The organism is Pseudomonas sp. JR33AA (assembly GCF_021378985.1).
Classification (GTDB): Bacteria; Pseudomonadota; Gammaproteobacteria; order Pseudomonadales; family Pseudomonadaceae; genus Aquipseudomonas; species Aquipseudomonas alloputida.
On record NZ_JAJSAW010000022.1, the window covers coordinates 21,038 to 39,728 of the forward strand.

The following is an 18,691-nucleotide window of genomic DNA, read 5'->3' on the forward strand; positions in this document are numbered from 1 at the left end:
TTCCCATTCGCAAAAACCCCGTGCGTTTCGCTTAAGCTTGAGTACAATCGTCAGCTTTTGTCGGGCCCCCTGTCCCGGCACTGGAACTCTCAATGCTGATCGGTAGCTACTCCTCTTCGCTGGTGTTGATTTCGCTGTGCGTGGCGATCCTGGCATCCTATACCGCCCTTGACCTGACGGGCCGCATCGCCACGGCCAAGGGCCGCGCTGCCTGCCTGTGGATGGGCGGCGGTGCGTTGGCCATGGGCATCGGCGTGTGGTCGATGCACTTCATTGGCATGCTTGCCTTCAGCTTGCCCATCGACTTGGGGTACGACCTGGCCCTGACCGCGTTCTCGCTGCTGATCGCTGTGCTGTCCTCGGGCTTTGCCTTGTGGCTGGTCAGTCAGCCTAGCCTGCCAGCGCTGCAGTTGGGGTTCGGCGCGCTGATCATGGGCGCCGGTATCGCTTGCATGCACTACACCGGTATGGCTGCCCTGCGGATGCTGCCGGGCATCGATTACGACCCGACATTGTTCGGCGCTTCGCTGCTGATTGCCGTAGTCGCCTCGGCGGCGGCCTTGTGGATCGCCTTCCGCCTGCGCACACACACACCCTATATACGGCAGCTCCGCGGCGTGGCGGCGGTGGTCATGGGCATTGCCATCGTGGGCATGCATTACACCGGCATGGCAGCGGCGAACTTCCCCGAGGGCAGCTTCTGCGGCGCGCTGGGGGGCGGGTTGCAGGGTGACAGCCTGGTTTACCTGGTTTTGATCACCACGCTGGCAGTACTGGCAGTGGCTTTGCTGACTTCGGTGCTGGACGCTCGTCTCGAGGCACGTACGGCCGAGTTGGCCCGTTCGCTGACCTTGGCCAATCAGGAACTGACCCAACTGGCCTTGCACGACACCCTCACCGATCTACCCAACCGTACCCTGCTGGCCGATCGCATCGAACAGGCCATCGCCAAAGTGGCGGAGCAGGGCGGTTGTTTTGCCCTGATGTTCATTGATCTGGACGGCTTCAAACCCGTCAACGACGCCTTTGGCCATCATATCGGTGACCTTTTGCTCAAGGCCGTGGCGACCCGCCTGCGCGGCCACCTGCACAGCCAGGACACGCTGGCACGCATTGGCGGCGACGAGTTCGTTCTGCTGGTGGAACTGCAGGAGCCGACCGATGCCATGGACGTGGCGGTCAAGCAGGTCAACCTGGTGTCCCGGCCTTTCCGCGTGGCCGAGCACGACCTGCAACTGTCGGCGAGTCTGGGCATCGTTCTGTACCCGGGCAATGGCCAGGACCAGCACGAGCTGCTGCGTAACGCCGACGCTGCCATGTACCATGCCAAAAGCGCCGGCAAGAACGGTTACAGCTTCTTCGATGTGTCGATGAACAGCAATGCTCGCCAGCAGTTGCAACTGCTGCAGGACTTGCGCCAGGCGCTGGAGCAGCGCCAGTTCCGCTTGCATTACCAGCCCAAGTTCGACGCCCAGGCCTGCCAGCCGATTGGCGCCGAAGCCTTGCTGCGCTGGGAGCACCCGCAGCAGGGCCTGCTGCTGCCTGACCGCTTCATCGGCCTGGCGGAAAAGACCGGCCTGATCATCCCCATAGGTGAGTGGGTACTCATCGAGGCCTGCCGTCAGATGCGTCAGTGGCTCGATCAGGGCTACCATGGCTGGCGCATGGCGGTGAACCTGTCGGCCATCCAGTTCTGCCATGCCGGTCTGGTCGACAGCGTGGCCCGCGCCCTGCAGCAGAATGGCTTGCCGGCCAACTGCCTGACACTGGAAATTACCGAAACCACCGCCATGCACGATGCCGACGCCAGCCTGACCGTGCTGCAGCGCCTGTCCGACATGGGCGTGGACTTGTCCATTGATGACTTTGGTACGGGCTATTCCAGCCTGATGTACCTCAAGCGCCTGCCAGCCAACGAGCTGAAAATCGACCGCGGTTTCGTACGCGACCTGGAGCAGGACAGTGACGATGCAGCCATTGTTTCGGCAATTGTCGCGCTGGGCCAGGCGCTGGGCCTGCGTATCGTTGCCGAGGGGGTTGAAACCGACAAGCAGCAGGACTTCCTGACCCGTCTGGGTTGTGATTCGTTGCAGGGCTACCTGCTGGGCCAGCCTGTGCCGGCCGAGCAGTTCATGAGCAAGTTGCAGGCCATGGGCCCGGAACTCACCGCTGCGGGCTAGACTGCAGCGCGCAGGGTAAAGGCGGGTAGGAAGGCGTCCATTTCCGCCTCGACGGCCTCGATGATGCGTTCTACATCGGCGGCGGCCATGATCGCTGAACAGGGGATGCCCGCAATCGCCAGCAGGGTTTCACCGCTGGCTCGGTCGAACAGCCGCGCGACCATGCTACGTGGCGCATCCATGCTGGCCTCGAAACCCAGCGGATGGAAATGCCAGCGCATCACCTGGCAGGCGTTGGGGAACGTCATCTTGTTCATGCCAGCCTCCTTGTCCGTACCTGGACGTGATGGGTGGGTGGCCACATCGATGCGGCCGCCGGGAAACTAAAGATAGCACCTGCTGCGCGCGATTTTCGGTTGCAACTATGACAAATGTGCGAATGCTTGACAGGGGTCACACCTTTGTCATGGGCGCAGTGTGTCGGTTGGCTGCATGGCAAACGTTTTCCCGAACGAAAGGTGTCAGGTAACCAGCGGGTTTCGTGGCTTTCGAGACGTTCGACGCGCAGGTTTTTCAGACGAGCGGCCTGTCAACCCAGCAACCCGGCGGCGATGTTGATAGTGAACCCCAGAATTGCCGTATTGAACACGAAGCCCACCAGCGAATGCGCCAGCACCACCCGCCGCAACCCACGCCCGGCGACGCCCACGTCTGAGGTTTGCACCGCCACGCTGATGGTGAACGAGAAATAGTGGAAGTCCCAGTAGTCCGGGTTGCGCTCGCCATCAGCGAAGCGCAGTGGCGGTTCGTGGTTTTGCCCGGTGTAGAACAGGCGCGCGTAGTGCAGGGTGAATATGCAGCCGATCAGCAGCCAGGAACCGGCGACGGTCAGGCCGGTGTAGAGATAGTGCACGGCCAGTGCCGTGCCTTGCAGGCCGCGGCTGGAGACCAGTTGCAGGGTGACCGCAGCAAGGCTGGCGATGGCGGCGATGCACACGGTCAGCAGGACCAGGCCCGCGTTCTCGTCTTCGACGCCGGCAACCTTGCGGACCTTTTCCGGGCTGGCTGTCCAGCTCAGGTAGAGCACCAGCAGCAGGTACAGCCACACCCCCAGGTTCCAGCCAGCGAGGATGTGCTGCACGGTATCACCGGCGGGGATCAGCCAGGCGCCAGCAACGCCGACTACAGCGGCGAGGCTCAGGCGCGGGTGTGTGCGGGTCAGGCGATGGAAAGCCATGGGGCCTCATTCACAAGGGGTATGGCTTGTACTCTAGACCGTCACAGGGTTGGGCGGTATGCGCAATACCTGCAGGGCCTGGGTTTCTTTGATGCCCCCATCGCACGGCATTGCAACTCTCAGTACACTGCACGTTCCAACACCAACATCCGTTGAACTCGAGGTTTTTGCATGACGCTCAGTCCTTTGGCAGGCAAGCCGGCTCCGGCCAGCGTGCTGGTCGATATTCCCCGGCTGCTTACCGCCTATTACACGGGCCGCCCAGACGCTGCCGTGGCGGCCCAGCGCGTGGCCTTCGGCACCTCGGGGCACCGGGGCAGTTCGCATGAATTGAGTTTCAACGAGTATCACGTCCTGGCCATCAGCCAGGCAATCTGCCTGTATCGCCAGGAAAAAGGCATCGATGGCCCGCTGTTCATCGGCGCCGATACCCACGCCCTGTCAGCGCCGGCGACCGCCAGCGCCCTGGAAGTGCTGGCCGCCAACGGCGTGCAGGTGATGCTGTCCAAGGATGACGAATATACGCCTACGCCGGCGGTTTCCCACGCCATCCTCTGCCACAACCGTGGCCGCACGCAGGGTCTGGCTGACGGTATCGTCATCACCCCGTCGCACAACCCGCCGCAAAGCGGTGGCTTCAAGTACAACCCGCCCAACGGCGGCCCGGCCGACAGCGACGTGACCAAGTGGATCGAGGGCAAGGCCAACGAGCTGCTGGCGGCTAACCTGGCGGGCGTCAAGCGCATGGACCATGCCCAGGCGCTGCAGGCGCCAACCACCCACCGCCACGACTACATCAGCCACTATGTGGCCGACCTGGAAAACGTCATCGATTTCGATGTCATCCGTGGCGCCGGCTTGCGCCTGGGCGTCGATCCGCTGGGCGGGGCAGGGGTACGCTACTGGTCGGCGATTGCCAAGCACTACCAGCTGGACCTGGAAGTGGTGAACACCGAGGTCGACCCGACCTTCCGCTTCATGACCGTCGACTGGGACGGCCAGATCCGCATGGACCCTTCCTCGCCGTATGCCATGCAGGGCCTGATAGGCCTGCGCGAGCGCTTTGACGTGGCCTTCGCCTGCGACCCGGACCACGACCGTCACGGCATCGTCACCCCTGACGGCTTGCTGCAACCCAACAACTACCTCGCCGTGGCCATCGACTACCTGTTCCGCCACCGCCCGCAGTGGCGCAGTGACGCCGCCGTGGGCAAGACCGTGGTCTCCAGCGGCCTGATCGACCGCGTTACCCAACGTCTGGGCCGCGATCTGTATGAAGTGCCGGTGGGCTTCAAGTTCTTCGCCCAGGGCTTGTTCGACGGTTCGCTCGGTTTTGGTGGCGAAGAAAGTGCAGGGGCTTCGTTCCTGCGCCGTGATGGCTCGGTGTGGGCCACCGACAAGGACGGGTTGATCCCGGCCTTGCTGGCCGCCGAAATGACCGCCCGTACCGGGCGTAACCCGAGCCAGGCTTATGCCGACCTGACCGACGCGCTGGGCAAGCCGTTCGCCACCCGTGTCGAGGCCAAGGCGGATGCGCGGCAAAAGGCGTTGCTGAGCAAGCTGGCGCCGGAGCAGGTGAAGTCGACCGAGCTGGCTGGTGAGCCGATCGTGCAAATCCTCAGCCACGCCCCAGGCAATGGCCAGGCGATTGGCGGGCTTAAGGTGATGACTGCCAATGGCTGGTTCGCCGCGCGCCCGTCGGGTACCGAAGACATCTACAAGATCTACGCCGAAAGCTTCATCGACGAGGCACATTTGCAGCGTCTGGTGCAGGAAGCACAAGTGCTGGTAGATGAAGCCATTGCCTGACCGGTAACAAACCGCTTGGTTCTGTGGTGTGATGTAAATTAGAATTAATCTTATTTACTCCGCCGCAGGACCCTCCTCATGATCGACGCCGCGCCGCCACCGGAGCCTGGCCTGCCTGCCCTGTACCGGGAGCATCGCGGCTGGCTTGAAGCCTGGCTGCGCCGGCGGATGGGCAATGCCTGGGATGCTGCCGACCTCAGTCAGGATACCTTTCTGCGCATTCTGGCCAGTGCCCAGCCGCTGGCGGACATACGTGAACCGCGTGCCTACCTGCTGACCGTGGGCAAGCGCTTGCTGAGCAACTTCCACCAGCGTCGTAGCCTGGAGCAGGCCTACCTGGATGCCCTGGCGCAGTTGCCCGAGCAACATGTGCCGTCCCCAGAGCAGCGCTGGGTACTGCTCGAAACCCTGCAAGCACTGGATGAATTGCTCGACGGCCTCAAGCCGGCGATACGCAAGGCCTTTCTCTGGAGCCAGCTGGAAGGCTTGGGCTACGCCGAGATTGGCCAGCGCCTGGGCGTTTGCCAGCGCTCGGTGAAACGCTACATGGCGCAGGCTTACGAACATTGCCTGTTGGCCGAGTTGCAATGAGCCCCAACACCCCAGAAACCCGCGAGGCGCTGCGTGCTGCAGCCCGCTGGCTGGCATTGCTGGATTCTGGCGACGCAAGCGAATCTGACCTGCTGCGTCTGGCGCAATGGCGCGCCAGCAGTCACCTGCACGAAGACGCCTGGCAAAAGGCATCCCTGCTGCGAGCGAGGTTTGCCGGGTTGCCCGGCGCATTGGCGATGGCCGCCCTGGATCGCCCGGATGCCGGTCGTCGGGCACTGCTCAAACAAGCCCTGGGTGTGTCGGCGTTGTTACCGGTGGCCTGGCTGGTGAGCCGTGAGCTGCCTCTGGAGGCCTGGGCCGCCGACATGCGCACCACGGTCGGGGAGCGCAGGCAGGCACTGCTGAGCGACGGCACTTTGTTGCAGTTGAACACCGACAGTGCGGTCGATATCGAGCGGGGGGCAGGCCGCGTGGCACTGCTGCGCGGTGAAGTCGCCCTGAGCGTGCCCGGTAACCTGAGCTTCACCTTGCAGGTGCCTTACGGCCGGGTGGTGCTCAGTGAGGGCGAGGTGTGCCTGCGCCTGCTTGATGGGGCCTGCCGGGTGTCGGCGATCAAGGGGGCGGTCAGCCTGCAGCCGTTGCGTGGTCCTGCCGTGATGCTACAGGCCGGCCAACAGGCCAGTTTGCAGGCGGCTGGCGTTGGTCCTGTCCAAGCGTTCGACGAATGGCAACTGGGCTGGCGCGAAGGCGCGCTACGGCTGGACGACCGCCCGTTGGGCGAGTTGCTGCGCGAACTGCGCAGGTATCGCCCCGGCGTACTGCGCTGGGCACCAGAACTGGAGCGCTTGCGTGTTACCGGCACGTTCCGCCTTGACGACACCGACCGGGTGTTGGCCCTGCTCGCCGCCAGCCTGCCGTTGCAGGTGCAGACCCGCACGCGTTATTGGGTGAGCCTGACCGCACGGGAAAATCGCGCATGAGGCTGTCCCCTTTTTTTCACTCGCCGGTCATTACCGGTAGGCGAAAATAAAAGGGGAGCCTTGTTCAATGCCTGCAGTAAAATCTTGCCGCCTGCGCCCACTGGCGCGCGCAGCACATCCATTGTTCGCGATGAGCCTGCTGTTGTGTGCACCCGCCTGGGCCGATGAGCCGGCCCGGCGTACGTTTCAGGTTGCGCCAGCCAGCCTGGGTGCCGCTTTGACCCATTTCGCCGACCAGGCCGGTGTCAGCCTTTCGCTGGACCCGGCGTTGGTAGAGGGCCGACACAGTAATGGCTTGTCAGGTCGTTACAGTGTCGATGAAGGCTTCAGTCAGTTGCTACGCAGTAGCGGCCTGCAGGCGCTACCGGTGGGTGAGGGGGCTTTCACCCTGATGCCTGCCCCCCAGGCCAATGGCGCTCTGGAAATCGCCCCCACCAGCATCGTCGGCGGCCTGGCTGCAGGTAATGAAACGCAGCCGTATGCCGGTGGCCAAGTGGCACGCCAGGGAGCACAAGGCTTGCTCGGTTCGCGCGACTTCCTGGAAACCCCGTTCAGCATCACCAGCTACACCAGTGAACTGGTCAAGAACCAACAGGCGCGCACCTTGGGCGAGCTGATTGCCAGTGACCCCTCCGTGCGCGCTACCAACCCGGCGGGCGGGCGTTTCGAGCAGTTCACCATTCGCGGCTTCAGCCTGTTCAACAGTGATGTGGCCTACAACGGCCTATATGGCATCTTGCCGACGTATTCGATCGACATGGAAATGGCCGACCGGGTCGACGTCATCAAAGGCCCCAGCCAGTTGATCAACGGCATATCGCCGCGTGGCAGCGTGGGGGGCGGTATCAATGTGCAGCCCAAGCGAGCCGCTGACAAGCCGATCACCGAATTCACCGGCAGCTACGCCTCGGCCGGCCAGGCTGGCGGCGCCGTGGACATCGGCCGTCGCTTTGGTGAAGGCCAGCAGTTCGGCGTGCGCTTCAATGGTGTTAAGCAGGCCGGTGATACCGAATGGGACCACCAGCGCGTCGACCGCGAAATGGCGGTGCTGGGCCTGGATTTTCGAGGCGAGCGCCTGCGTCTCTCGGCGGACCTCGGCCACACCGAGCGCGATACCGACGCCCCGCAGGAGCGTGTGCTGGTCGGTGCCAATGCCAAGGTGCCCAATGCCAATGACGTACGCCACAACTACGCCCAGGCCTGGAGCAAGGCGCGTACCAACGACACCTTCGGTGCGCTGAACGCCGAGTACGATATCAGCGAATCGCTGCTGGCCTATGGTGCGGTCGGTGCGCGCAAGAGCAACCATGACTTCCTGCGCCATAACGTGTCGATCACCAACGATGCCGGCGACTTCACCGTGCAGCCGCGTGACTTTACCCGGGACGAGTCGGTGCGCACCGCCATGGCTGGTTTGCGTCACTGGTTCCATACCGGGCCGGTGAGCCACGAGCTGAACCTGGCCGCCAGCTATTACTACATGGACTTTACCAACGGCGGAGCGCGCTATGCCTCGGCGCCGAGCAACCTCTACAACCCGGTGGCCGTACCGGCACCCGGTACGCCAACCCGCCTCGACCCCGAGGTCTACACGGAAAACCGCTTCTCCGGCGTGGCCCTGGCCGATACCCTTGGCTTTTTTGACGACCGCCTGCTGTTGACCCTGGGTGCGCGCTGGCAACGGGTGCAGGTGGATGACTGGAGCGACGGCGTCAAAGGCGAAACGGGCTATGACGAAGAAAAGGTCTCGCCTTCTGGGGGCGTATTGCTCAAGGTCACCGACCAGCTCTCGTTGTACGCCAACTATATGGAGGGCCTGAGCCAAGGCAAGATCGCCCCATCGACCTCGATCAACGAAGACCAGATTTTCCCGCCGTTCACCAGTCGCCAGATTGAAGTGGGGGCCAAGTACGACCTCGGCCAGGTGGCCTTTACTGCCAGCGCCTTCCGCATTCGCCAGCCAGCCTACGAAACAAATACCGTCTCGCGGGTGTTCGGCCCCAACGGCAAGCGTGACAACCGCGGCATCGAGCTGAGTGTGTTCGGTGAACCGGTGCAGGGCGTGCGGGTGCTGGGTGGGGTGATGTATATCGACAGCGAGCTGACCGACACCGTCGGCGGTGCCTACGATGGCAACCGTGCGCCGGCCACGCCCGAATACAACGTCAATCTGGGGGCTGAATGGGACATGCCAGGGGTGAACGGCCTGACCTTCACCGCGCGCGGCATTCACTCCAGTTCGCAGTACCTGGACCAGAACAACAGCAAGCGGATCGACGGTTGGGAGCGTTATGACGTGGGGGCGCGTTATGCCTTCAAGGTGGACGCCACCGAGGTTACCTTGCGGGCCAGTGTCGAGAACGTGCTCGATGACCGCCACTGGAGCTCGGCGGGGGCGTCGGATGACAGTGAGCCAGGGTTGACCTTGTCCACGCCGCGAACTTACCTGTTGTCGGCAACCTTGGGCTTCTAGCTCAAAGCGCCGCGGCCGCCTTTACGGCCCAGGGCAACCCAGGCGCGGCTGGATGGCAGGTGGCAGTCACCACCCGCCATTGGCCTGCGGTCATTGCTGATCGGGTACCACGGCGATCACGTCGATCTCCATCAGCCACTCGGCCTGAGCCAACCCGGCCACCACCAACCCGGTGGAAATCGGGAACACGCCCTTGAGCCACTTGCCCACCTCTTTGTACACCGGCTCGCGGAAGCGCGGGTCGGTGATGTAGGTGGTGGTCTTGACGATGTGCGACAGGTCCGAGCCCGCTTCTTCAAGCAGTTGCTTGACGTTTTTCATCGCCTGTTCGGTTTGCGCGCGCGGGTCGCCCAGGCCTACCAGCTTGCCTTCGAAGTCGGTACCGACCTGGCCACGCACGTAGATGGTATTGCCCGCCCGCACGGCCTGGCACAAGTCGTTGTCCAGGGTCTGGTTGGGGTAGGTTTCCTTGGTGTTGAACATGCGGATGCGAGTATGGGTAGGCATCAGTGGGCTCCGAGGGTGCTGACATTGCTGATCTTGGCGGTTTTCTGTTCAGCCGCTGCGCGTTGCTCGCGGTCGCGGTAGGCGGTGTAGGTACGTTGCGTGGCGATGTGGCCGGCGACATGCTTGGCGTCGTGCCACACCCCCCAGATGAACGATGAACCACGGCGCGACAACCATGGCAGGCCGAGGAAGTACACGCCCGGTTCACGGGCCACACCACGCTGGTGCTGGGGCTTGCCGTTGGCATCGAAGGTGTCCACCTGCAGCCAGCTGAAATCCACGCCGTAACCGGTGGCCCAGATGATGCTGCTGACGCCGGCTTTGGCCAGGTCCAGCTGCTGCAGCGGGTTGCGCATGCACTCCGGATCGGCCAGGCGCTGGCGGGCTTCGGGCTCTTCCGGCAGGTCCAGGCCGTTGCGTTCGATGTAGGCATCGGCCGCATCCAGCAGGGCCAGGTAGTTGTCGTCGCCGCGGTTGATGTTCTCGACCAGGTTGTCCTGGAAGTGCGCTACACCGTTTTCGAACGACTGGGTCAGGCCGACCAGGGTCATGCCCTGGTGGGCGAGGGCGCGGAAGTCCACGGTGTGGCCACCACGGGCGCCGCTGACCGCGATGGTGACGTGCTCGCGACCGGGCTTGGCAACTTCTGCGTCCCACTCGCCCAGCACGCCCAGCCACCAGCAGAAGTCGCGGTTGCGGTAGGCACGCGGTGGGCGGTCGTGGGCACCGACCGACAGGTACACCTGGCGCCCGGCGCGCATCAGCTCCTCGGCAATCTGCACGCCGGAAGAACCGGCACCAACCACCAGTACCGCGCCTTCAGGCAACTGCTCTGGGTTGAAATAAGCGGCGGAATGAATCTGGTGCAGGTTGCTGTCTTTCGGCGCGATGGCCGGGATCACCGGCTTCTGGAACGGGCCGGTGGCGGCGACTACGCGATTGGCGCGAATCACGCCTTCATTGGTGTCGATGGTGAAGCCTGGGCGGTCGCTGTTACGCACCACGCGCTTCACTTCAATGCCGGTGCGCACGGGCAGGTTGTACTTGCGTACGTACTGCTCGAAGTAGTCGGCCACCTGGTCCTTGCTGGCGAACGCATCGGCGTCGAGGTTGAATTCCAGGCCCGGGAAGCGGTCGTGCCAGGCCGGGCCGTTGGCGACCAGCGAGTCCCAGCGGCCGGTACGCCAGGCCTGCGCGATGCGGTTGCGCTCCAGTACCAGGTGCGGCACGCCAAGCTTGCTCAGGTGTTCGCTCATGGCCACGCCGGCCTGGCCGGCGCCGACGACGAGGGTGTCGATTTCGAGGTTGTTCAGTGTCATGTCCGAGCCCTTGTTCAGGCGGTTTTTGTCAGGTCGGTTTGGAGGACCGCCGTTGCTGGAGCCAGACTAGGGATGCCGTGGGAATGGCGAAAATAGTATTTAGCTGGTGCTTGCCGATAAAACGGCGAAGGCCTTGAGTTCTCTGGCCTGTGGGGTGGGTTGCCCGGGTGGGTGGCGTGGTTTTTCGAACGGGCGCAGCGATCGGGCCCTGGAGCATAGTTTTTTCCTGCCTACCCCCTCGGAAAAAGGTCGTTTCGCCCGCCCGAAGGTTCCACTCAGAATGCCGTGTATCGCACAGCACAACAGGAACCATGACATGACGTTCTCCATCATCGGTCGTTGCCAGGAAACCGGCCAGGTCGGTATCGCCATCAGCTCGTCGAGCATCGCCGTGGGTGCCCGTTGCCCCTGGGTGCGTGCCGGTGTGGGCGCGGTCTCGACCCAGAACATCACCCTGCCGGCGCTGGGCCCGCAGATTCTCGATGCCCTGGAGCATGGCCAGTTGCCGCCCGCCGCTGCGCTGGACAGGGTGCTCAGTGCCAATGGCTGGAGTGAGTACCGCCAGGTCACGGTGATCGACAGCCACGGCCAGGTGGCCTTGTTCACCGGGCGGGAAGCACTGGGAACACACCATGCAGTGGCCGGCGAACAATGCGCGGCGGCCGGCAACCTGCTGTCCTCGACCCAGGTGATCGAAGCCATGGTGCTGGCCTTCGAGCAGGCCGGTGGCCACCTGGCCGACCGCCTGCTGGCAGCCATGCACGCGGCGATGGCCGCGGGTGGCGAAGCCGGGCCGGTGCACTCGGCGGCGCTGAAGATTGCTGGCGAGCTGACCTGGCCGTTGGTGGACCTGCGCGTCGATTGGGCCGATAGCGATCCGATCGGTGTGCTCGATGGCCTGTGGCAAGCCTACCGCCCGCAGATGCAGGATTACGTCACCCGCGCCCTCAACCCGACCGCCGCCCCAAGCTATGGGGTGCCGGGCGATGAGTGAATGTGCCAGCCGCGCGCTGCTGGCCCGGCTGATCGGCTTTGCCACGGTGAGCCGCGACTCCAACCTGGCGCTGATCGGTTTTATCCGTGATTACCTGGCCGAACTGGGGGTGGAGTGCGAGCTGTTCCATAACCCGGAGGGCACCAAGGCCAACCTGTTCGCCACGATCGGCCCCAGGGACGTTGGCGGCGTGGTGCTGTCCGGGCATACCGATGTGGTGCCGGTGGATGGCCAGGCCTGGACGGTCGAGCCGTTTGCCCTGAGTGAGCGTGACGGCCGCCTGTATGGCCGCGGCACGGCCGACATGAAAGGCTTTATTGCCTCGGCGCTGGCTGCTGTGCCCGCGTTTCTCGCCCAGCCGCTGCGTATGCCGGTACACCTGGCATTTTCCTATGACGAAGAAGTCGGTTGCCTGGGCGTACGCTCGATGCTGGCTGCCCTCGAACAGCGCCCGTGTAAACCACGGCTGTGCCTGATCGGTGAACCCACCGAACTCAAACCGGTGCTGGGGCACAAGGGCAAGCTGGCAATGCGTTGCCAGGTACAGGGCACAGCGTGCCATTCGGCGTACGCGCCGTATGGGGTGAATGCCATCGAGTATGCGGCGAAACTGATTGGCAAGTTGGGTGACATCGGCGATGCCCTGGCACAGCCGGCCCATCACGACGAGCGCTTCGATCCGCCGTTCTCCACGGTGCAGACCGGCGTGATCAAAGGGGGCAGGGCGCTGAACATCGTGCCGGACGAGTGCGAGTTCGATTTCGAAGTGCGTGCGCTCCCCGGGTTCGAGGCGCAGGCGGTCGCTGACCAGTTGCAAACCTATGCGCAGGCCGAGTTGCTGCCGCGTATGCGCAAGGTCAATACCGCCAGCGCCATTCGCCTGGAGCCGCTAAGTGCCTATCCGGGGCTGGCGACACCGGAGGACAGCGAGGCTGCGCACTTGGTGGCGCTACTCAGCGGTTCGGATACGTTCGGCACGGTAGCGTTTGGTACCGAAGGTGGCTTGTTCGACCAGGCGGGCATCCCCACCGTGGTGTGCGGCCCTGGCAGCATGGACCAGGGCCACAAGCCGGATGAGTTTGTCAGTGTCGAGCAGTTGCGCGGCTGTGATGCCATGCTGCTGAGGCTGGTGGACTACCTCAAACAGGCTTGAGGGTTGCGCCGGCGGATGGGCCGCAGTGCGGCCCCGGCGGTTCAGAAGGTCGCCTTGACCTGCAGGCCGACCACCAGTGCGTTGTCGATGTCTTTGCCCGAAAACGCCCCTGGCTCGATGATGTACTGCACATCCGGGCGCAGGTTCAGCCATGGCGTGGCCTGGTAGCCGTAGCTCAGTTCGATCAACTGCTCGGCGCTGTCGATATCCGGGAACTGCTGGCCAGCGTTGAAAGCGGCGTCCTCCAGCACATCGCGGCTACGCGGGTTGGGCACGGCCCGGCCGTAACCCAGTGCCAGGGTATCTTTCGGGCGGCCTTCGAACGGCTTGTACAGCACCATGCCGGCGCCATACCACTTGGTGAACGGTGAAGCGGCCTTGCTCGACGCCGAGTACTGGCCGAAGGCGTGCAGGCTTCGGCCTGGGGAGGCCTGGTCATTCCACAGCGCCTGGTCGACCAGAAGGTAATGGCCACCTCGGCCGGACACTTCATCGTCGCTGCCGATGCGTTTGACGTCGGAGCTGTCGTAGTAGTAGCCCAGTTTGTACTCGCCTGGCAGCTCACCCTGCAGCTTGTATACCAGTTCTACCGGTACCACGGTGCCGGTGGTGTGCTTGGGCCCCAGGTGCCAGGCACGGCTGGCGTTGCCGTTGCTTTCCGGATCGACGTTGAACGCTGCCACGCGCAGCTGCCAGGCAGATGACAGGTCGTACTTCACGCGCACGCCGAGGTGGGCGTTGGGGTAGTTGGTCCAGCCGCTGCCACCGGACATGTTCAGCGGGTGGCCGCAGAAGCCGGCGTTCATGAAATTGCACAGGATACCGCTGTCCAGGCCGCCGAGGTCGTTGCCCATGGCCATGTAGCCGAGCTTGACGTTGAGCGCCGGGGTGAACAGCGTGCGCTCGTAGCTCAACTCGGTCAGGCGGGTGTACAGGCCGCCGAAGTTTTCCTGGATCGGCAGGCGGTTGCCTACCAGGTCCTCCGAGGCGCTGTTGCCGCGGCGGTCGTTGATGGTCAGCTGGACCTTGCCGCCGTTGTCCAGCCCGTACAGTTTCGACAGGTCGAACTGAACGCTCAGCTTGACGTTCTGCGAATAGCGCGCCGAACGGTGCAGGCCACCGTGGGCGTTGTAGGCGGTTTCACCGCTGTAGTCACCGGTGATCCTGACGCCGTCTTCTTCGAGTTGATGTCGCAGGCCGCCCCAGTCACCGGTCAGGGTGCTGCGGGTCAGCAGGTCGTCGTTGGCCAGAGCGGTACTGCTGGCCAGGGCCAGCAACAGGGTGGGGGTGAAGCGAATTGCGGATGGCATTACAGAATCTCGGATTGTCTTTGAGGGGCATTCGCGGGCAAGCCCGCTCCTACAGGGGCCTTGTAGGAGCGGGCTTGCCCGCGCAGCAGGCGACGCGGTCTTACGGCAGGGCGTAAGAAATCACGTAGTCGCCACGGTCAGTCGACTGGCGCGCACCGCCAGCAGTGATCACCACATACTGCTTGCCGGTTTTCGGCGAGACGTAGGTCATCGGGCCGCCCTGGCTGCCCACCGGCAGGCGAGCCTTCCAGATTTCCTTGCCGTTGCTGCTGTCGTAGGCGCGCAGGTAGAAGTCCTGGGTGCCGGCGATGAACACCAGGCCGCCTTGGGTCGACAGGGTGCCGCCCAGCGTTGGCAGGCCGATCTTGATCGGCAGGTGCATGCGGATGCCGAGTGGGCCGGTGTCTTCAACGGTGCCTACCGGCACCTGCCAGGCCACCTGGCGGGTTTTCATGTCGATGGCGGTCAGGGTGCCGAACGGCGGTGCCTGGCATGGAATGCCGGCGACCGACAGGAAGCGGTTCTTGTTCACGGCATACGGGGTGCCCTTGAGCGGTACCGCGCCCATGCCAGTGTTCAGTGCTTCGCCACCGGACGCTGCGCCACCTTTGTTCTGCGAGGGGATCATCTGGATCCACAGGCCCAGACGCATGTCGTTGACGAAGATGAAACCGTGTACCGGGTCGGTAGAAATGCTGCCCCAGTTCATGCCACCCAGCGAACCGGGGAAGCTCAGCGACAGGTCGGTACCCGGCGCGGTGTACAGGCCGTCATAGCGCATCTTCTTGAAGTCGATGCGGCACAGCAACTGGTCATACGGGGTGGCACCCCACATGTCCGATTCGGTCAGGGTCTGTGCGCCGATCTGCGGCATGCCCACCGACTTGGGCTGGGTAGGGGAGTACGGCTCGTTCGGGATGTTGCTTGGCTTGACCGGTACTTCGTCGACCTGGGTCAGCGGCTTGCCGGTGGCGCGGTCGAGCACGTAGATCTGCCCGGCCTTGGTGCCGATCACCACCGCAGGTACCGACTGGCCGTCGTCCTTGGTGAAGTCGATCAGGCTTGGCTGCATGGGCAGGTCGAAGTCCCAGAGGTCGTTGTGCACGGTCTGGAACACCCATTTCTGGTTGCCGGTGGTGGCGTCCAGGGCCAGCACCGAAGCGCCGTACGTGTGGTCCAGTTTGCTGCGCTCTACGCCGTAGATGTCGGTGGACGACGAAGCCATGGGCAGGAACACGGTGTTCATCGCCGGGTCGTAAGACATCGGCGCCCAGCTGTTGGGGGTGCTGCGCACGTAGGTGCTGTCGGCCTGGGGTGCCTGGCGATCTTCCGGGTTGCCCGGGTCGAAGGCCCAGCGCATTTCACCGGTGATCACGTCAAAACCACGGATCACACCCCCTGGCATGTCGGTCTGGACGTTGTCGGCAACACGGCCGCCGACCACTACGGTAGTGCCGGCCATCAGCGGTGCCGAGGACAGCTGGTAGTAGGAGTCCGGTACATCACCCAGGCCGGCCTTGAGGTCGACCTGGCCATTGTTGCCGAAGCCTTGGCAGAACTCGCCGTTGTCAGCGTCGACGGCAATCAGGCGGCCGTCGATGGTGTTGGTCAGCAGGCGACGCTGGCAGTTGGCACCGGCCGCTACGCTGACGCCGGTGATCGGCGAACTGTTCGGCTGGGTTGGCTGGGCGATGGCGGCAGTGGCGTCAAAGTAGGCCATGCCTCGGCAACGCTGCCAGACCTTGGACTGGGCATTGATTTCGTTTTTCCACAGCTCTTTGCCGGTGTCGGCATCGAGTGCGATCAGGTTGTTGTGCGGGGTGCAGATGAACACCTTGTTGCCGATCTGCAGCGGGGTGAGCTGGTCTTCGGCACCGTTGCCGTCACTGATTGCAACGTCGCCGGTTTGGTAGGTCCAGGCCACTTTCAGCTTGTTGACGTTGTCACGGTTGATCTGGTCAAGCGCGGCGAAGCGGCTGCCACCTTCGGTGTTGCCGTAGTGGGCCCAGTCTTTCTGTTCCTTGCCGGCTTCGACCGGGGTCATGCCCGGGCCTTTGCCGGTGGGGGCGACGCTTGGGTGGGCAACGAACATGTTGCCAACAGCGATCACCAATACCACGGCCATTACCCCGGCTACGCCGTAGGCACCGCGCCCGGCGCTGGCGCCGTTGGCACGCGCCAGCAGCGGGTAGACCAGCGCCACGACCACGCCGATCGCGCCGAACATGAACAGGCGCGAGAACAGCGGCCAGAACACCAGGCCCGCATCGATCAGTGCCCAGATGGCAGTACCGACCAGGAACACGGCATACAGCCAGGCACCCGCCTTCTTGCGGCGAGCAATGAGGACACCGGCGATGGCCATGGCCAAGCCGCCGATCAGGAAGTACCAGGAACCGCCCAGACCGGCCAGCTTGACGCCGCCAGCAGCCAGGAGGAGGCCGAGCAGGGCGACGATCACGCCCAGGCCGACCAGGATGAAGGTTGTGGCGCCAGAGGCGCGCGGTGTTTCTTTCATGCCAGGGATCTCAGCAGGTGGAATGCGCGCAGTTTAAACTCTTAGCTTGCTAATTAACAAGTTGGTACATAACTGAGCGAGGCTGATTGTCGCAGGGCTGAACTTACGAAGATGTCGCGAAAAGTATAGATAAAGTATTGAAAAACGCATTGAACGGGGCGTTTATGACGGCTCTTCGATTTGTATTTCATGCTTCGGTCGTAAGCCCGACCTTGCACGGCGACGTGACAACTGCGCCTGATGCATGGGCGGGCATGGCCCCTTCATGCCGGCCATGGAGTGCTGCTGCTATAAAACACCGCGAGCCAGATGGTGGGCGTGCCGGGAGCGGTCCATTCCACACGGTGGCGGTGGTGCGGGGGGATGTCCAGACAATCGCCCGGCGCCAGCAGGCGGGTGTGTTGCTCGTGCTCGAAACGCAGGGCGGCAGCGCCGCTGAGTAACGTGATCCACTCACCTTCGGCCTGGTCGTACCAGAAGCCGGGTGGGCTGGCCTGCCCGCTGGAGACGATACGCTCCACGCGTAGGCCCGGGCGGCTGAGCAATTCGTCGACACGTTCGGCGCTGGCGGGATCGCAGGGCGGCAGGGCGTTCAGCAGGTTGTTCAGGGTCATGGTAAGTCTCCTTGGACATGGGTTGATTCCACTATGGATGTAATCGCCTGGGAGCGCGCGGCTTGACCCGCCCGGCTGTTTGTAAGAACTTTCCGGTTTTTGGAAGACGCGCTGAACATGGACAAGCTGCTGGCGATGAAAATGTTCGTGGCCACTGTCGATGCCCAAGGCTTTTCTGCTGCCGCACGCAGGCTAGGGCTGGCGACATCGTCGGTAACACGGCTGGTCGATGCCCTGGAAGCGTCCTTGGGCGCCACCTTGCTCAACCGCTCGACGCGCCAGGTCAGCCTGACCGAGGCCGGCGCCCGTTACTACGAGCGGGCACGGGGCATTTTTGAAGCACTGGACGAGGCTGATGCCAGCATCGCCGATCGCGGCGAGGAGCCTGTCGGTGTATTGCGCCTGTGCCTGCCGGTGGAGTTCGGCAGGCGGGTCATCGCCCCGCACCTGGGGCCGTTTCTGGCGCAGCACCCGGCGCTGGAACTGGACATCGACCTTAGCGACCGCCTGGACGACTTGCTTGACGGGCGCTATGACCTGTCTATTCGCCTGGGCGACCCCTCGCCCAATGACGAACTGGTGTGCCGCCGGCTCGGCCGTTTTCAGCGTTGGCTGGTGGCCAGCCCGGCTTACCTGGCCGGGCGTGAGCCACTGCAGCATCCCCGGGAGCTGCTTGACCATGCCTGCCTGCGCTTTCGTTATGGGCAGAAAGCGCGGCCCTGGCGCCTGACCTGTGACCAGGACAGCCTGGAACTGGACGTAAGCGGGCCACTGCGCAGCGCCAATGCCGACATGTTGCGTGAAACGGCACTGGCAGGCAGTGGCATCGCACTGCTGGCCGACTGGCTGGTACGCGAGGATGTGGTGGCAGGGCGCTTGCAGCGGGTCTTCCCCGACTGGCAGGCCAGCCCTGGCATGGCCAATAACAGCATCAACGCCCTGTATATGCCCAATCACCGCGGCTCACGGCGGGTAAACGCATTCATCGATTTTTGCGAAAATTTGCTCAAGCGCGGTGACTAGCGTTGCGCAGTGCGCAAAGCCGCATTGCGCCACCGCCGGATTCTCGGCGCTGACGTGCATGGGTAAGGTGGCCGACATATAC

At 63.7% G+C, this 18,691-nt stretch carries 15 protein-coding genes; 8 read left to right on the plus strand and 7 right to left on the minus strand.

The features are described from left to right. Window positions 1–92 precede the first annotated feature (92 nt). Window positions 93–2,180, plus strand: coding sequence for a putative bifunctional diguanylate cyclase/phosphodiesterase (locus LVS58_RS23065; RefSeq protein ID WP_233692974.1), 2,088 nt, complete (start codon window positions 93–95; stop codon window positions 2,178–2,180). Here LVS58_RS23065 and LVS58_RS23070 read toward each other — a convergent pair. Both LVS58_RS23070 and LVS58_RS23075 read right to left on the minus strand, forming a co-directional pair. Continuing rightward, window positions 2,177–2,437, minus strand: a complete 261-nt coding sequence (locus tag LVS58_RS23070) for a DUF1652 domain-containing protein (RefSeq protein ID WP_233692975.1) — start codon at window positions 2,435–2,437, stop codon at window positions 2,177–2,179. The two genes, LVS58_RS23065 and LVS58_RS23070, sit on opposite strands and share 4 nt — an antisense overlap. A 272-nt stretch (window positions 2,438–2,709) precedes the next feature. Continuing rightward, complete coding sequence (locus LVS58_RS23075) at window positions 2,710–3,357, minus strand: DUF1345 domain-containing protein (protein WP_233692976.1); 648 nt, start codon at window positions 3,355–3,357, stop codon at window positions 2,710–2,712. A gap of 171 nt (window positions 3,358–3,528) precedes the next feature. On the opposite strand from LVS58_RS23075, the gene pgm reads away from it, so the two are divergent. The 4 genes from pgm to LVS58_RS23095 all read left to right on the plus strand — a co-directional run bounded on the left by pgm (window position 3,529) and on the right by LVS58_RS23095 (window position 9,171). After that, window positions 3,529–5,166 (plus strand): phosphoglucomutase (alpha-D-glucose-1,6-bisphosphate-dependent), encoded by a 1,638-nt coding sequence (gene pgm, locus LVS58_RS23080; RefSeq protein ID WP_233692977.1) that lies wholly within the window; start codon window positions 3,529–3,531, stop codon window positions 5,164–5,166. A 78-nt stretch (window positions 5,167–5,244) separates the two neighbouring features. Beyond that, window positions 5,245–5,757: a sigma-70 family RNA polymerase sigma factor gene (locus LVS58_RS23085; protein ID WP_010954430.1), complete on the plus strand. Its 513-nt coding sequence runs from the start codon at window positions 5,245–5,247 to the stop codon at window positions 5,755–5,757. Beyond that, the gene (locus LVS58_RS23090) at window positions 5,754–6,698 is read left to right on the plus strand and encodes a FecR domain-containing protein (RefSeq protein ID WP_233692978.1); all 945 of its coding nucleotides are present in this window, start codon (window positions 5,754–5,756) and stop codon (window positions 6,696–6,698) included. The genes LVS58_RS23085 and LVS58_RS23090 overlap by 4 nt, the downstream gene beginning before the upstream one ends. A gap of 67 nt (window positions 6,699–6,765) precedes the next feature. Then, window positions 6,766–9,171 carry a TonB-dependent receptor gene (locus LVS58_RS23095; protein ID WP_233692979.1) on the plus strand — a complete coding sequence of 802 codons (2,406 nt, stop codon included), beginning with the start codon at window positions 6,766–6,768 and terminating at the stop codon, window positions 9,169–9,171. 90 nt (window positions 9,172–9,261) lie between these two features. On the opposite strand, the gene LVS58_RS23100 is transcribed toward LVS58_RS23095, so the two are convergent. Both LVS58_RS23100 and LVS58_RS23105 read right to left on the minus strand, forming a co-directional pair. Beyond that, a complete protein-coding gene (locus LVS58_RS23100; protein WP_014590706.1) occupies window positions 9,262–9,678 on the minus strand; it encodes a RidA family protein in 417 nt (138 codons plus the stop codon). Beyond that, the gene (locus LVS58_RS23105; protein WP_233692980.1) at window positions 9,678–10,997 is read right to left on the minus strand and encodes a flavin-containing monooxygenase; all 1,320 of its coding nucleotides are present in this window, start codon (window positions 10,995–10,997) and stop codon (window positions 9,678–9,680) included. The genes LVS58_RS23100 and LVS58_RS23105 overlap by 1 nt, the downstream gene beginning before the upstream one ends. Window positions 10,998–11,313: 316 nt before the next feature. Here LVS58_RS23105 and LVS58_RS23110 point away from each other — a divergent pair, with 316 nt between their 5' ends. Together LVS58_RS23110 and argE are read left to right on the plus strand one after the other, a co-directional pair. Then, window positions 11,314–11,991: a DUF1028 domain-containing protein gene (locus tag LVS58_RS23110; RefSeq protein ID WP_014590707.1), complete on the plus strand. Its 678-nt coding sequence runs from the start codon at window positions 11,314–11,316 to the stop codon at window positions 11,989–11,991. Then, a complete protein-coding gene (argE, locus tag LVS58_RS23115; protein ID WP_233692981.1) occupies window positions 11,984–13,144 on the plus strand; it encodes an acetylornithine deacetylase in 1,161 nt (386 codons plus the stop codon). Before LVS58_RS23110 ends, argE begins: the two co-directional genes overlap by 8 nt. Before the next feature lie 41 nt (window positions 13,145–13,185). Here the strand turns inward: argE and LVS58_RS23120 are convergent, their stop codons facing one another. The 3 genes from LVS58_RS23120 to LVS58_RS23130 all read right to left on the minus strand — a co-directional run bounded on the left by LVS58_RS23120 (window position 13,186) and on the right by LVS58_RS23130 (window position 17,586). Further along, the gene (locus tag LVS58_RS23120) at window positions 13,186–14,454 is read right to left on the minus strand and encodes a carbohydrate porin (RefSeq protein WP_233692982.1); all 1,269 of its coding nucleotides are present in this window, start codon (window positions 14,452–14,454) and stop codon (window positions 13,186–13,188) included. Window positions 14,455–14,554: 100 nt separating this feature from the next. Then, a complete protein-coding gene (locus tag LVS58_RS23125) occupies window positions 14,555–16,972 on the minus strand; it encodes a glucose/quinate/shikimate family membrane-bound PQQ-dependent dehydrogenase (protein ID WP_233692983.1) in 2,418 nt (805 codons plus the stop codon). A 263-nt stretch (window positions 16,973–17,235) separates the two neighbouring features. Next, on the minus strand, window positions 17,236–17,586 hold the full coding sequence (locus LVS58_RS23130; RefSeq protein WP_233692984.1) for a cupin domain-containing protein: 351 nt from the start codon (window positions 17,584–17,586) through the stop codon (window positions 17,236–17,238). Between the two features lie 117 nt (window positions 17,587–17,703). Here LVS58_RS23130 and LVS58_RS23135 point away from each other — a divergent pair, with 117 nt between their 5' ends. Next, the gene (locus tag LVS58_RS23135; protein ID WP_233692985.1) at window positions 17,704–18,609 is read left to right on the plus strand and encodes a LysR family transcriptional regulator; all 906 of its coding nucleotides are present in this window, start codon (window positions 17,704–17,706) and stop codon (window positions 18,607–18,609) included. The last annotated feature ends 82 nt before the right edge of the window (window positions 18,610–18,691 follow it).

Excerpts from the sequence above, each read along its gene's own strand:
- LVS58_RS23065 (WP_233692974.1), top strand. The coding sequence starts at position 93 with ATGCTGATCGGTAGCTACTCCTCTTCGCTGGTGTTGATTTCGCTGTGC.
- LVS58_RS23070 (WP_233692975.1), bottom strand. The coding sequence starts at position 2,437 with ATGAACAAGATGACGTTCCCCAACGCCTGCCAGGTGATGCGCTGGCAT.
- LVS58_RS23075 (WP_233692976.1), bottom strand. The coding sequence starts at position 3,357 with ATGGCTTTCCATCGCCTGACCCGCACACACCCGCGCCTGAGCCTCGCC.
- pgm (WP_233692977.1), top strand. The coding sequence starts at position 3,529 with ATGACGCTCAGTCCTTTGGCAGGCAAGCCGGCTCCGGCCAGCGTGCTG.
- LVS58_RS23085 (WP_010954430.1), top strand. The coding sequence starts at position 5,245 with ATGATCGACGCCGCGCCGCCACCGGAGCCTGGCCTGCCTGCCCTGTAC.
- LVS58_RS23090 (WP_233692978.1), top strand. The coding sequence starts at position 5,754 with ATGAGCCCCAACACCCCAGAAACCCGCGAGGCGCTGCGTGCTGCAGCC.
- LVS58_RS23095 (WP_233692979.1), top strand. The coding sequence starts at position 6,766 with ATGCCTGCAGTAAAATCTTGCCGCCTGCGCCCACTGGCGCGCGCAGCA.
- LVS58_RS23100 (WP_014590706.1), bottom strand. The coding sequence starts at position 9,678 with ATGCCTACCCATACTCGCATCCGCATGTTCAACACCAAGGAAACCTAC.
- LVS58_RS23105 (WP_233692980.1), bottom strand. The coding sequence starts at position 10,997 with ATGACACTGAACAACCTCGAAATCGACACCCTCGTCGTCGGCGCCGGC.
- LVS58_RS23110 (WP_014590707.1), top strand. The coding sequence starts at position 11,314 with ATGACGTTCTCCATCATCGGTCGTTGCCAGGAAACCGGCCAGGTCGGT.
- argE (WP_233692981.1), top strand. The coding sequence starts at position 11,984 with ATGAGTGAATGTGCCAGCCGCGCGCTGCTGGCCCGGCTGATCGGCTTT.
- LVS58_RS23120 (WP_233692982.1), bottom strand. The coding sequence starts at position 14,454 with ATGCCATCCGCAATTCGCTTCACCCCCACCCTGTTGCTGGCCCTGGCC.
- LVS58_RS23125 (WP_233692983.1), bottom strand. The coding sequence starts at position 16,972 with ATGAAAGAAACACCGCGCGCCTCTGGCGCCACAACCTTCATCCTGGTC.
- LVS58_RS23130 (WP_233692984.1), bottom strand. The coding sequence starts at position 17,586 with ATGACCCTGAACAACCTGCTGAACGCCCTGCCGCCCTGCGATCCCGCC.
- LVS58_RS23135 (WP_233692985.1), top strand. The coding sequence starts at position 17,704 with ATGGACAAGCTGCTGGCGATGAAAATGTTCGTGGCCACTGTCGATGCC.